The organism is Amycolatopsis sp. NPDC004169 (assembly GCF_040610315.1).
In the GTDB taxonomy this organism is placed as follows: Bacteria; Actinomycetota; Actinomycetes; order Mycobacteriales; family Pseudonocardiaceae; genus Amycolatopsis.
This window is the reverse complement of sequence record NZ_JBEXMD010000030.1, coordinates 22,791-35,534: the sequence shown is the minus strand read 5'-3', so window position 1 is coordinate 35,534 and position 12,744 is coordinate 22,791. Positions and strand designations below refer to the sequence as shown.

Annotated in this window: 8 protein-coding genes; 5 read left to right on the top strand and 3 right to left on the bottom strand. The window is 71.5% G+C overall.

Annotation, left to right across the window (positions count from 1 at the left end; all coding sequences use genetic code 11):
• The first annotated feature begins 104 nt into the window (after positions 1 to 104).
• On the top strand, positions 105 to 854 hold the full coding sequence (locus ABZX11_RS32360) for a maleylpyruvate isomerase family mycothiol-dependent enzyme (RefSeq protein WP_176175634.1): 750 nt from the start codon (positions 105 to 107) through the stop codon (positions 852 to 854).
• On the opposite strand, the gene hrpA is transcribed toward ABZX11_RS32360, so the two are convergent.
• Both hrpA and ABZX11_RS32350 read right to left on the bottom strand, forming a co-directional pair.
• Complete coding sequence (hrpA, locus tag ABZX11_RS32355; protein ID WP_354920110.1) at positions 851 to 4,738, bottom strand: ATP-dependent RNA helicase HrpA; 3,888 nt, start codon at positions 4,736 to 4,738, stop codon at positions 851 to 853. The two genes, ABZX11_RS32360 and hrpA, sit on opposite strands and share 4 nt — an antisense overlap.
• A gap of 252 nt (positions 4,739 to 4,990) precedes the next feature.
• On the bottom strand, positions 4,991 to 6,154 hold the full coding sequence (locus ABZX11_RS32350) for a lactate 2-monooxygenase (protein WP_176175631.1): 1,164 nt from the start codon (positions 6,152 to 6,154) through the stop codon (positions 4,991 to 4,993).
• A 110-nt stretch (positions 6,155 to 6,264) separates the two neighbouring features.
• Here ABZX11_RS32350 and ABZX11_RS32345 point away from each other — a divergent pair, with 110 nt between their 5' ends.
• From ABZX11_RS32345 to ABZX11_RS32335, 3 genes are all read left to right on the top strand, one after another.
• On the top strand, positions 6,265 to 7,425 hold the full coding sequence (locus ABZX11_RS32345) for a saccharopine dehydrogenase NADP-binding domain-containing protein (protein WP_354920107.1): 1,161 nt from the start codon (positions 6,265 to 6,267) through the stop codon (positions 7,423 to 7,425).
• A gap of 127 nt (positions 7,426 to 7,552) precedes the next feature.
• The gene (locus ABZX11_RS32340; RefSeq protein WP_354920104.1) at positions 7,553 to 9,643 is read left to right on the top strand and encodes a M4 family metallopeptidase; all 2,091 of its coding nucleotides are present in this window, start codon (positions 7,553 to 7,555) and stop codon (positions 9,641 to 9,643) included.
• 76 nt (positions 9,644 to 9,719) lie between these two features.
• Positions 9,720 to 10,607, top strand: a complete 888-nt coding sequence (locus tag ABZX11_RS32335; protein WP_354920101.1) for a hypothetical protein — start codon at positions 9,720 to 9,722, stop codon at positions 10,605 to 10,607.
• Here ABZX11_RS32335 and ABZX11_RS32330 read toward each other — a convergent pair.
• Positions 10,580 to 12,058, bottom strand: a complete 1,479-nt coding sequence (locus tag ABZX11_RS32330; RefSeq protein WP_354920098.1) for an NAD(P)/FAD-dependent oxidoreductase — start codon at positions 12,056 to 12,058, stop codon at positions 10,580 to 10,582. The genes ABZX11_RS32335 and ABZX11_RS32330 overlap by 28 nt on opposite strands.
• 67 nt (positions 12,059 to 12,125) lie before the next feature.
• Between ABZX11_RS32330 and ABZX11_RS32325 the strand changes: the two genes are divergently transcribed.
• Positions 12,126 to 12,716: a TetR/AcrR family transcriptional regulator gene (locus ABZX11_RS32325; RefSeq protein ID WP_176175627.1), complete on the top strand. Its 591-nt coding sequence runs from the start codon at positions 12,126 to 12,128 to the stop codon at positions 12,714 to 12,716.
• Positions 12,717 to 12,744 lie beyond the last annotated feature (28 nt).

Sequence of the window (12,744 nt, the reverse complement as noted above, 5' to 3'; positions counted from 1 at the left end):
TTCCAGGAAGGTCTCCAGCCGATCCAGGCTTGTCCGGCGGGCGAACCCGGTCAACCGACGGAAGTTCGAAGCCGGACATTCCGGTATTTCGGTAGTTTGGAACAATGATCGACTACGGCCTCGACCTTTCCGCGGTGGACCACAACCGCGCGTTGCCCGATCTGGTGGCCGAGGGAGACGAACTCGACGCCCTCGTCTCGGCGGCGCCCGACTGGACCCGCCCGACCCCGGCCGCGGGCTGGACGATCGCCCACCAGATCGCCCACCTCGCCGCCGCCGACGCAAACCTGCTCGTCGCCCTGCGGACCCCGGAAGCCTTCGACGAAAAGCCGGAAGACGCTGACGCGGTAGCCGCCGCGGGCGCGGCCGAACCGCGGGAAGCGCTGCTGGAACGCTGGCGTACCGGCCGCGCCGAGGTGGCGGCGGCGCTGCGCGAGGTACCGCGCGAGCGGGCGTTCCCGTGGATCGGCTCGGCGGTGACACCGGCACTGATGGTGCCGCTGCGGCTGCTGGAGACGTGGGCGCACGGCCAGGACGTCTACGACACCCTCGGCGCCGAGCACCGGCCGACCGGCAGGCTCCGGCACGTGGCCGCGCTGGGTGTCGAAGGCCGGACGCTGTCCTTCTACGCGGCCCAGCTGCCGATTCCGGCGGAGCCGTTCCGCCTCGAGCTGACCGGTCCGGGCGGCGAGACCTGGACGTGGGGCCCGGCCGACGCCGCGCAGCGGATCGAGGGCAGCGCGCTCGACTTCTGCCTCCGCGTCACCCAGCGCCGCCGGCTGGCCGAAACGGGCCTGACCGCGGTCGGCCAAGACGCGCGGACGTGGTTGGAGATCGCGCGGGTCTTCCTCTAACCCAGGGCGTCGTCCAAGGCCTTCGTGATCCGCTTCAACGACACCGGATGCGCCGTCCCCAGCGTCTGCGCGAAGAACGAAACCCGCAATTCCTCGATCATCCACCGCACCTCGCGCAACGCCGGGGACGAGGTGCCCGGCGGCAACGATGCCAAGGCGTCGGCATACTCCCGCGTGATCCACGCGATGTCCGCCGTCCGCTGCAGGTCGCGCGTCGGCTCCGAAACCAGCTTCTCCAACCTGCGGGAAATCCCCTGCAGGTACCGCACCACGTGCCGCAGCCGCGAAGCGCCCGTCTCCGTCACGAAACCCGGGTACACCAGCGCCGACAGCTGAGCCCGGATGTCCGCCAGCGACTCCGCCGGGCCGCGGGCCGACGACAGCTGGACCTCGACGTCGTTCGCCGCGCGGAGGATCTTCTCCACGTCCGTCAACACCGTTAGCACCTCGGTGTGCAGACCCTCGCGCACCTTCGACAGCAGCACCTGGAAGCCCGCCTCGTCGAACGCCGGGCCGCCGGCGGCCGTCATCAGGGCGTCCACCGCGCAGTCGACGCAGTCCTCCAGCAGGGCCGCGACACTTCCGTGCGGGTTGCGGTTCAGCACCAGCTTCGACGAGTTGGACAGCGACCTCGTGATGAACTTCATCGGCGAGTTCAGGTTCAGCCGCAGCATCCGCCGGGTGCCCGCCCACATCGCGTGCCGCTGCTGCTCCGGCGTGTCCAGCAGCCGCACCGCCACCGACGCACCTTCGTCCACCAGCGCCGGGTACGCCTTCACGTCGTGGCCGCGCTGCGTCGACTCGAACACCTTCGGCAGCGAGCCGAACGACGGTTTCGTCAGCCCGGCCTTCTCCAGCGTGTTGGCCGCCTTCGAGATCGTCTCGCGGACCTTCGGCGCCAGCCGCCGCTGGAGTTCCGCGACGTCCTTGCCCTCGGCCACCCGGCGACCCCGCTCGTCGACCACGCGGAACGTCATCTTCAAGTGATCCGGCACCGAAGCCGGATCCCAGTCCGCGTACGGCACGGTGATCCCGCGCAGCGCCCGCAGCTCGCGGCCGAGCACCTCCAGCAGCGGACCGTCCGAAGGGGACACTCGCGAAAGAACGTCCCGCGCGGTGTCCGGCGCCGGGACGAAGTTGCGGCGCAACGCCTTCGGCAGTGACTTGATCAGCTGCGTCACCAGCTCCGCGCGCAGGCCCGGCACCTGCCAGTCGAACCCGTCCGGGGTCACCTGGTTCAGCACCGGCAGCGGGATGTGCACGGTGACGCCGTCGGCGTCCGCCCCCGGCTCGAACTGGTAGGTCAGCTTGAACACCTGCGCGCCCTGCGTCCACGAGTCCGGGTAGTCGCCCTCGCGGACGCTGCCCGCGGACTCGTTGATGAGCATGGACTTCTCGAACGACAGCAGGTCGGGATCGGTGTGCCGGGCCTTCTTCCACCAGCTGTCGAAGTGGCGCACCGAGACGACGTCCGCCGGGACGCGCGCGTCGTAGAACTCGTACAGCGTCTGGTCGTCGACCAGGATGTCGCGCCGCCGGGCGCGGTTCTCGAGGTCCTCGACCTCCTCCAGCAGCGCGCGGTTCTCGGCGAAGAAGTGGTGGCGCGTCTGCCAGTCGCCCTCCACCAGCGCGTGCCGGATGAACAGCGCCCGCGACATCTCCGGGTCGATCCGGCCGTAGTTGACGCGGCGGTCGGCGATCAGCGGGACACCGTACAGCGTCACCTTCTCGGTCGCGATCACCGCGCCCTGCTTGCGTTCCCAGTGCGGCTCGGAGTACGACCGCTTGACGACGTGCTGGGCCAGCGGCTCGACCCATTCGGGCTCGATGCGCGCGTTGACCCGCGCCCACAGCCGGGACGTCTCGACCAGCTCCGCCGACATCACCCAGCGCGGCTGCTTCTTGAACAGCGCCGACCCCGGGAAGATGCCGAAGCGGGCGCCGCGCGCGCCCAGGTAGTCGCCCTTGGCCGGGTCCTTGAGCCCGATGTGGGAGAGCAGCCCGGCGATCAGCGACGTGTGCACGCGCTGCGGGTCCACCGGGGCGGTGTTCGTGTTCAGGGAGATCCCGAGCGGCTTGGCCAGCTGGCGCAGCTGGCTGAAGATGTCCTGCCACTCGCGCAGGCGCAGGTAGTTCAGGTACTCCGTGCGGCACATGCGGCGGAACTGGTTTCCGGACAACGCCTTCTGCTGCTCGGCGACGTACTCCCAGAGGTTCAGGTAGGCCAGGAAGTCCGACGTCGGGTCGGCGAACCGCGCGTGCTGGGCGTCGGCCGCCTGCTGCTTCTCGGCCGGCCGCTCGCGCGGGTCCTGAATGGACAGTGCGGCCGCGATGATCATCACTTCGCGGACACAGCCGTTGCGGGCGGCCTCCAGGACCATCCGGCCCATCCGCGGGTCGACCGGCAGCTGCGCGAGCTTGCGGCCGATGTCGGTCAGGCTGCGGTCGGAACTCGTCGAGGAGAACGCGCCCAGCTCCTGCAGCAGGCCGATGCCGTCGCTGACCTGGCGGCGGTCCGGCGGCTCGACGAACGGGAACGCGGCGATGTCGCCGAGGCCCAGCGACGTCATCTGCAGGATGACCGAGGCCAGGTTGGTCCGCAGGATTTCGGGATCGGTGAACTCGGGCCGGCTTTCGAAGTCCTCTTCGGAATAGAGCCGGATGCAGATGCCGTCGGACGTCCGGCCGCAGCGGCCCTTGCGCTGGTTCGCCGAGGCCTGCGACACCGGCTCGATCGGCAGCCGCTGCACCTTGGTGCGGTGGCTGTAGCGGGAGATCCGCGCGGTGCCCGGGTCGACGACGTACTTGATGCCCGGCACGGTCAGCGACGTCTCGGCGACGTTCGTCGCCAGCACCACCCGGCGCCCGGTGTGGGACTGGAAGATGCGCTGCTGCTCGGCCGAGGACAGCCGCGCGTACAGCGGCAGCACCTCGGTGTTGCGCAGGTTGGCCCGGTTGAGCACGTCCGCGGTGTCGCGGATCTCGCGCTCGCCGGAGAGGAACACCAGGATGTCGCCGGGGCCTTCGGCGCACAGCTCCTCGACGGCGTCGAGGATGCCCTGCGTCTGGTCGCGCTCGTCGGCGTCTTCGGAAGGGTCGTCGGGGTCGACCAGCGGCCGGTAGCGCACCTCGACCGGGTACGTCCGCCCGGAGACCTCGACGATCGGCGCGTCGTCGAAGTGCTTCGAGAAGCGCTCCGGGTCGATGGTCGCCGAGGTGATGATGACCTTGAGGTCCGGGCGGCGGGGCAGCAGCTGCTTGAGGTAGCCGAGGATGAAGTCGATGTTGAGGCTGCGCTCGTGGGCCTCGTCGATGATCAGCGTGTCGTACTGGCGCAGCGACCGGTCGGTCTGGATCTCGGCCAGCAGGATGCCGTCGGTCATCAGCTTGACCAGCGTGTCCTGCCCGGACTGGTCGGTGAACCGGACCTTGTAGCCGACGGCGTCGCCCAGCTCGGTGTGGAGTTCGCTGGCGATCCGGTCGGCGACGGTGCGCGCGGCCAGCCGCCGCGGCTGGGTGTGCCCGATCTGGCCGCGGATGCCGCGGCCGAGCTCCAGGCAGATCTTCGGCAGCTGGGTGGTCTTGCCGGAGCCGGTCTCCCCCGCGACGATCACGACCTGGTGCTTGTCGATGGCCGCGGCGATCTCGTCCTTGAGCTTGCTGACCGGCAGCTCTTGCGGGTACTCGATCTTGGGCACGCTCGCGCGCCGCGACTGGACGCGCAGCTCGGCCTTGTCGATGTCGGCGGCGATCTGCGCGAGCACGGAGTCGCGGTTGCGGGCTTTGCGGGCGCCTTCGAGCCGGCGACGCAGCCGCAGCTCGTCACGCGGCATCAGCTCGGGCAGGCGCGCTCGCAGCGCGGTGAAGGGGGATGGCTCGGACATTCTCGGTCCAAGGATAGCCGTGCGTGACGGACCGGGCCTCCGAATATCCCCGGCGCGTGACCGGGCGCACGTGAAAGGCCCCCTCATCGGCGGCGAGGGGGCCTCACGGGCGATGCGTCAGCCGGGCCGGCCGGGCTGCTGCGGCGGCTGGACCGGCGCCTGCGGCTGCGGCTGCGGCGCGTTCTTGGCGCGGTTCAGCGCCACCGAGCCGCCGATCAGCCCGGCTGTCTCCGGAATTCCCGATTCGTTACCTCAGGTCCGCTGCAGCGAGTCCGGCCCCAGGTCGGCGAGGGTGCGGTGGCCGGACAAGCCCATGGTCAGGTCGAAGTCCGCCAGCAGGCTGCGCAGGACGTGCCGGACGCCGGCCTCGCCCGCGTGGGCCAGGCCGTACACCCACGGGCGCCCCACCAGGACCGCCCGGGCGCCCAGCGCGAGGGCCTTGAGCACGTCCGAGCCGGTGCGGATGCCCGAGTCGAACAGCACCTCCAGCCGGTCGCCGACCGCCGCGACGATGCCCGGCAGCGCGTCCAGGGCCGCGATCGCACCGTCGACCTGGCGACCTCCGTGGTTGGACACCACGATGCCGTCCATGCCTGCCTCGGCCGCGCGGCGCGCGTCGGCGACGTGCTGGATGCCCTTGAGGACGATCGGGCCGTCCCAGTGCTCGCGCAGGAACGGCAACTGGTCCCACGTCCGGTCGGTGCCGGTGAGCATGCCGATCCAGCGCAGGATCGCCATGTTCAGGTCCTCTTCCGGCGTCTTCTCCAGCAGGCCGCGGAACACCGGGTCGGTGAACGGGACCGCGCAGCCCTCGCCCTTGAGGAACGGCAGGTACGCCTGGTCCAGATCGGACGGTCGCCAGGCCAGCGTCCACGTGTCGAGGGTGACGACCAGGGCCGTGTAGCCCGCGGCCTTCGCCCGGGTCAGCAGGCTGGCGCAGACGTCGTTGTCGCCCGGCCAGTACAGCTGGAACCAGCGCGGGCCGTCGCCGTTGGCCGCGGCGGCGTCCTCGATGCCGGTCGAGGAGGCCGTGGACAGGATGAACGGCAGCCCGACCGAGGCGGCGGCGCGGGCGGTCGCGGATTCGGCGTCCGGGTGGACGATCGACTGGACGCCGACGGGCGCGACGGCCACCGGGGCCGGCAGGCGGGTGCCGAGCACGGTCGTGGCCAGGTCGCGGTCGGTGGCGCCGGTCAGCATCCGGGGCACGACGCGCCAGCGGTCGAACGCCTCGCGGTTGGCGCGGGCGGTCGCGCCGGAGCCGGCCGCGCCCGCGACGTAGGAGAACGGTCCGGGCGCCATGACCTCGCGCGCCGACGCTTCGAGCTTCGTCGCGTCGGTCGAGCACGGCGGCAGCTGACCCCCGAGTCCCTGCAGGTAGATCTCGTTCTGGTAGCTGCCGAAGCGTTCGGTCACGGTTGCCTCCTCGCGTTCGAGGGGGCACTGTACCCGCCGGTAGTTCACCCGGCGCCGGGAACTGACCGACGGGTAACCTCAAGGCCGCCGCCGTCCACGGAGGAGAAGACATGCGTGCCTACGACGTGGTCCTGTTCGGCGCCACCGGCTTCACCGGTGGCCTGACCGCCGACTACCTGGCCCGGCACGCACCGGCGGGCCTGCGCTGGGCGCTGGCCGGGCGCAACCGCGGCAGGCTCGAGGCCGTCCGGGCGCTGCTCACCGAGCTCGACGACCGGTTCGCCGCGCTCGACGTGCTCGTCGCCGACTCCGGCGATCCGGCGTCGCTGCGGGCCGTCGCCCAGGCCACGAAGGTGGTGATCTCGACCGTGGGCCCGTACCTGACGCACGGCGAACCGCTGGTGGCCGCCTGCGCGGATGCGGGGACCGATTACGTCGACCTGACCGGCGAGCCCGAGTTCGTCGACCGGATGTACCTGGCCCACGACCGGCGGGCCCGCGAGACCGGCGCGCGGCTGGTGCACGCGTGCGGGTTCGACTCGATCCCGCACGACCTCGGTGCCTGGTTCACCGTGCAGCAGCTGCCCCAAGGCGTGCCGCTGCGGGTCGACGGCTACGTCCGGGCCGGCGGGATGCCCTCGGGCGGCACGTTCCTCAGCGCGCTGACCATCATGTCCCGGCTGCCGGCCGGGGCCAGGGTGGCACGCGAGCGGGCGGCGGCCGAGCCGCGGCCGGCCGGACGGTTCGCCCGCGCCCCGCTCGGGCGCCCGCACCGGGTCGCCGGCCCGGGCTGGTGGGCGGTGCCGCTGCCGACGATCGACGCCGACGTCGTCCGCCGGTCGGCCGCCGCGTCCGAGCGCTACGGGCCGGACTTCACCTACCGGCACTTCGCCGCGGTCAAGCACCTGCCGGTGCTGGCCGGTGGCGTCGCCGGTGCGGGTGCGCTGTTCGCCGCGGCCCAGGTCCCGCCGGCCCGCCGGGCGCTCTCGCGGCTGCTCGCGCCCGGCAGCGGGCCGAGCCCCGAGCGGCGCGCGAGGTCGTGGTTCTCGGTGCGGTTCGTCGGCGAAGGCGGCGGCTCGCGGGTGGTGACGGAGGTGTCCGGCGGCGACCCGGGCTACGACGAAACGGCGAAGATGCTCGCGGAGTCGGCGCTGTGCCTGGCGACCGACGAACTGCCGGAAACGGCGGGCCAGGTGACCACGGCGACCGCGATGGGCGGCGCGCTCGTCGACCGGCTCACCAAAGCGGGCATCCGGTTCACGACGCTCTGACGTTTCACGCTTTCACAGTGCGGGAGCGTGAAATTCCGGCGCTGTGATGAATCTTCTGACGGTCTCCTTCCGCGGTTAGCGTCGATCGGGTTCTCCCTTTCCCCTTCGCGTTTTCCCAAGGAGCGTCATGAGATTGCCCCAACGGTTCGCCGCGCTCGGCGGCGCGACGGCGGCGGGCATGGTGGTGGTCGGCATCGCCGTCGCCGCGCCCGCGCAGCCCGCCCCCGTGCCCCCGCCGTCCGCCGCGCAGGCACAGGCCAACGCCACCGGCGCCGCCGCCGGCCTGGTCGCCGCCCGCCCCGCCGCCCTGCACGCCGGCAAGCACGACAAGTTCGTCCAGCGGGACGTCCGGTCGGCGGCCGGGCTGTCGTACGTGGTCTACGACCGCACCTACGACGGGCTGCCGGTGATCGGCGGCGACCTGGTCATCGCCACCGACGCCGCCGGCACGGTGAAGACCACGTCCGTCGCGCAGCAGCAGGCGCTCGGTGACCTCGACGTCCACGGCGCGAAACTCACCGCCGCGCAGGCCGAGGCCGTGGCCCGCAAGCAGCTCCGCGGGCCGAAGAGCCTGCCGGGCGGGCAACTCGTCGTGGTCGCCGACGGCGCCGGGCGGCTCGCCTACGAGAGCAACGTCGAAGGCACCGACGAACACGGCGAGCCGAGCAGCCTGAGCGTCTACGTCGACGCGGTGGACGGGCGCGTCCTGCGGACGGTCCAGCACTTGGCCGCGGGGACCGGCACCGGCAAGTGGAACGGCCCGTCGCTGCCGCTGAACACGACGAAGTCCGGCAGCACGTACTCGATGGCCGACCCGAACACGCCGAACCTCGACTGCCGCAACTACAGCAGCGACTCCGTCCTCACCGGACCGGACGACAGCTGGGGCAACGGCACCGGCACGAACATCGAGACCGGCTGCGCCGACGCGCTGTTCGTCGCGCAGACCGAGAAGAAGATGCTCTCGGAATGGGTGGGCCGCAACGGCTTCACCGGCAACGGCGGCGCGTGGAAGATCCGCGTCGGGCTCGACGACGAAAACGCGTACTACTACAACTCGCGTCCGGCGTACGTGAACCTCGGGCACAACCCGAGCGGCGAGTGGGTCGGCTCCCTGGACATCCTCGGCCACGAGATGGGCCACGGCATCGACGACTACTCCGGCTCCGGCGGCTTCTCCGGCGGTGGCACGCAGGAGTTCATCGCGGACACCTTCGGCACGGCGACCGAGTTCTACGCGAACGAGCCGTCGCAGTACGACCCGCCGGACTACGCGATCGGCGAGGAGGTCAACCTGGTCGGCACCGGCGCGATCCGGTACATGTACGACCCGTCGAAGGTCGGCGACCCGAACTGCTACTCCAGCTCGACACCGAACGCCGAGGTGCACAAGGCGGCCGGGCCCGGCGACCACTGGTTCTACCTGCTCGCCGAGGGCAGCAACCCGACGAACGGGCAGCCGGCCAGCTCGACGTGCAACGGCAGCACGCTCTCCGGCATCGGCATCCGCAAGGCGATCAACATCATGCACGGCGCGGTGCAGCTGAAGACGTCCGGCAGCTCGTACCTGCGCTACCGGACGTGGACGCTGCAGGCCGCGAAGAACCTGTACCCGAACAGCTGCGCCGAGTTCGACGCGGTGAAGGCGGCGTGGAACGCGGTGAGCGTCCCGGCGCAGTCCGGTGACCCGACGTGCACCGGCACCCCGCCGACCACGACCACGCCCCCGACCACCACGCCGCCGACCACCACGACTCCCCCGGGCGGGTGCAGTGGCCAGCTGGTGCAGAACCCGGGCTTCGAGTCCGGCCAGGCGTCCTGGACCGACCCGAACACCACCATCGGCCAGTGGGGCAGCCAGGCGCCGGCGCGCACGGGCAGCTACGACTCCTGGCTCGGCGGCTGGGGTTCGGCGCACACGGACACGCTGACGCAGTCGGTCACCATTCCGGCCGGCTGCAAGGGGAGCCTGACGTTCTGGCTGCGCGTGTGGACGGCGGAGACCGAGAACGTGGCCTACGACAAGCTCGTGGTGTCCGCGGGTTCGGCGACGCTGGCGACGTACTCGAACCTCGACCGCAACTCGGCGTACGTCCAGAAGACGCTCGACCTGTCCGCGTACGCGGGCCAGACGGTCACGCTGAAGTTCGCCGGGACGGAGGACCAGTCGCTGCAGACGTCGTTCGCCGTGGACGACACCGGGGTCACCGTGAGCTGACCCGGCGGGGCCTGCCACCTACTTTGGTGGCAGGCCCTCGTTGCGCCCGATGCGTCCGGTATTCATGCTTACCCGGATGGAGGCGTTATCAGCGTCGGCCCCGTTCGCCGAGGCCTTCGACCTGGCGATCCGACGGCGCGGCCTGAGCCTGGAGGCCCTGCAGCGGCGGATGGCGATGCGGGGCGCCCAGGTCAGCCTGGCCACCCTCAGCTACTGGCGTCGCGGCCGCCGCCACCCGGAGGGCCACCGCTCGCTGCACGCGGTGGCCGTCGCCGAGAGCTGCCTCGGGCTCCCGGCGGACGCACTGACCAGCCTGGTGACGCGGCCGCGGGAGCGCCGGGCGCAGCCGTGGCCGTCCGGGGTGAGCCTGGCCAGCGCGCTCGGCTCCGAGCCGACGGAACTGGCGGCCTGCGACGGCATCGACCTCGACGGCAACGCCCGGCTCGCACTGGTGTCGGTCCACCAGCGGGCGACGCTGGGCGCGGACCGCACCGAGCGATCGGTCCGCACGGAACTGGTGGTGACCAGCCGGGCGGACGGAGTGGACCGCTGGGTGTCGTTCTTCCGCCCCCAGACCGGCGGCGGCCACCAGCCGGTGCTGAGGTCGACGCACTGCTGCCGCCCGGGCCGCGTCCGCCGGGACGCGGCATCCGAGCTGGTGGCGTGCGAACTGCGGTTCGACTACCCGCTGCGCACGGGCGAGACGTACGTGTTCGACTTCGAGTTCGCGTACGACGGAGAGCCACCGGAGACGAACTACCTGCAGTTCGGGGTGCGCGCGCCGGCCCGCCAGATAGTGCTGCAGGCGTGCTTCGACCCGGCGGCGGTGCCGGTGCGGTGTTATCGGTATTCGGGCGAAGGGGATTCGCGGCCGGAGCTGCCGGTGGGTCCGAGCGGGACGAGCCACATCGCGGTGCTGGACGCGCGGCCGGGGGTCTACGGGATCTGCTGGGAGTGGGACTGACCGAGCTCGTAGTCCGCTTCCCGGAACTCCCCCACCTGCCGTCGCAGCCGGCCCGTCGAGAACGGCCAGCTGAAACTGTTGCGCCCGTTGACATCCGTGTAATAGCTGGAACACCCGCCCGACTGGTACACCGTTCCCGGCAAAGCCGCCTGGACCTCCGCGTTGAACGTCTCCTGCGCCGACGCCCGGACCGACAGCGAGCCTCCCTCGACCCGCAGGGTCCGGGTCACCGCCGCCACCAGGTGCTCCACCTGGGCCTCGACGATCGTGAACGCCGACGAATGCCCGGTGCCCAGGCTCGGGCCCAGCAACAGGTACAGGTTCGGGAACCCGGCCACCGACGTCCCCCGGTACGCCTGCGGGCTGCCCTTCCAGTGGTCGTCCAGACTGCGGCCCTCGGCGTCGAACACCCGGGCCGACACCGGCATGTCGAGGATGTGGAAGCCCGTGCCGAAGATGATCGCGTCGACTTCCGCGCTCGAACCGTCCGCGCCCAGCACGCGCGTGCCCTGGACCGAGCGCACCGCCGTCGGGTGGACGTCCACATGGGACTGGGTCAGCGAGCGGTAGTACGTGTTGGACATCAGCAGGCGCTTGCAGCCCAGCGTGTAGTCCGGGGTCAGCGCCCGCCGCAGCTCCGGGTCCCGGACCGCGAGGCGCAGGTGGGCGAGCCCGATCCTCTGCACCTGCCGCAGCAGCCACGGGTGCCGGAACCCGAACCCGAGTGCCTCCATCGCGCCGTACTCCGCGCCGCGCAACGCCCTCTGCAGAGCCGGGAACCGCCGCAACAGGAACCGCTCGACGCCGGGAACGTGGTGATCCGGCTTGGGCAGGACCCACTGCGCCGTGCGCTGGAACAGGTGCAGCCGGCCCACCCGGGGCACGATCTCGGGGACGAACTGGACCGCGGAGGCGCCGGTGCCGATCACCGCGACCCGCTGGCCCGCCAGGTCGTAGCCGTGGTTCCAGCGCGCCGAGTGGAAGACCTCGCCCGGGAAGCCGGCGAGCCCGGGCAGGTCCGGGACCAGCGGTTCGTGCCAGGGACCGGTGCCCGCGACCAGGATCCGCGCGGTGTAGGGACCTCGTGACGTCTCCAGCTCCCACCGCGCGGCGCGGTCGTTCCACTGTGCGCGCGTCACCTCCACGCCGTAACGGATTTTGGAGGTGACGCCGAACCGGGCGGCCGTGTCCCGCAGGTAGGCGCGGATCTCGTCCTGGCCGGCGAACGCGCGGGTCCACCCGGGATTGGGCGCGAACGAGTACGAGTACAACCCGGACGGGACGTCGCAGGCGCAGCCGGGGTAGGTGTTGTCGCGCCAGGTGCCGCCGAGCGTGCCGGCCTTCTCGAGCACGGCGAGGTCGCCGACGCCGGCCTGGGTGAGGCGGATCGCGGCACCCAGCCCCGATGCCCCGGCGCCGATGACGAGGACCGCGAAGTCGCGTTGTTCCATTTTCGGAGACTAACAGTATCCGAAAACCAGCGGTACCCCGATTCCGGGGCTCGCTAGAGTTGGCCCCATGGCCCGACTCACCCGCGCGGAAAGCCAGGCGCGCACCCGCGAGCAGCTGATCGAGACCGCCAAGCTGCTCTTCCTGCGCGACGGCTACTCGGTGACGTCGCTGGAGAAGGTCGCCGACGAGGCGGGCTACTCCAAGGGCGCGGTGTACTCGAACTTCCGCAGCAAGGACGAGCTCTGCCTCACCGTGCTCGACCGGATCCACGACGAGCAGGTCGCCTTGGTCGCCGAAGCGCTGGCGGGCGCCGAAGGCGTGGAAGGGCTGCTGACGGCGTTCCAGACGTGGGCCGAGCGCAGCATCGGCGACGAGGCCTGGACCGCGCTCGAGGTCGAGTTCGCGACGAACGCGCGGCGCGACCCGCACGTGCGCGCCGAACTGGCGGCGCGCGACAAAGCCATCCGCGACACCATCGCCGGCCTGCTCACCGGGTACGCCGAGCGGTTCGGGATCACCCTCCCGATGTCGGCCGACGACGCCGCGACGGCGTTGCTCAGCCTCGGCATCGGGCTCGGCGTGCAGCGCGCGATCGACCCGACGATCCCGGTGAGCGTGCTGCCGGACGTCATCCGGCTCTTCTCCGGGGTGCGCTGACCGTCCTTTCCGGACCCGCGGGGTGGTC

Coding starts and splice junctions, on each gene's coding strand:
- hrpA (WP_354920110.1), bottom strand. CDS start 4,738: ATGTCCGAGCCATCCCCCTTCACCGCGCTGCGAGCGCGCCTGCCCGAG.
- ABZX11_RS32345 (WP_354920107.1), top strand. CDS start 6,265: ATGCGTGCCTACGACGTGGTCCTGTTCGGCGCCACCGGCTTCACCGGT.
- ABZX11_RS32335 (WP_354920101.1), top strand. CDS start 9,720: ATGGAGGCGTTATCAGCGTCGGCCCCGTTCGCCGAGGCCTTCGACCTG.
- ABZX11_RS32340 (WP_354920104.1), top strand. CDS start 7,553: ATGAGATTGCCCCAACGGTTCGCCGCGCTCGGCGGCGCGACGGCGGCG.
- ABZX11_RS32330 (WP_354920098.1), bottom strand. CDS start 12,058: ATGGAACAACGCGACTTCGCGGTCCTCGTCATCGGCGCCGGGGCATCG.
- ABZX11_RS32325 (WP_176175627.1), top strand. CDS start 12,126: ATGGCCCGACTCACCCGCGCGGAAAGCCAGGCGCGCACCCGCGAGCAG.
- ABZX11_RS32360 (WP_176175634.1), top strand. CDS start 105: ATGATCGACTACGGCCTCGACCTTTCCGCGGTGGACCACAACCGCGCG.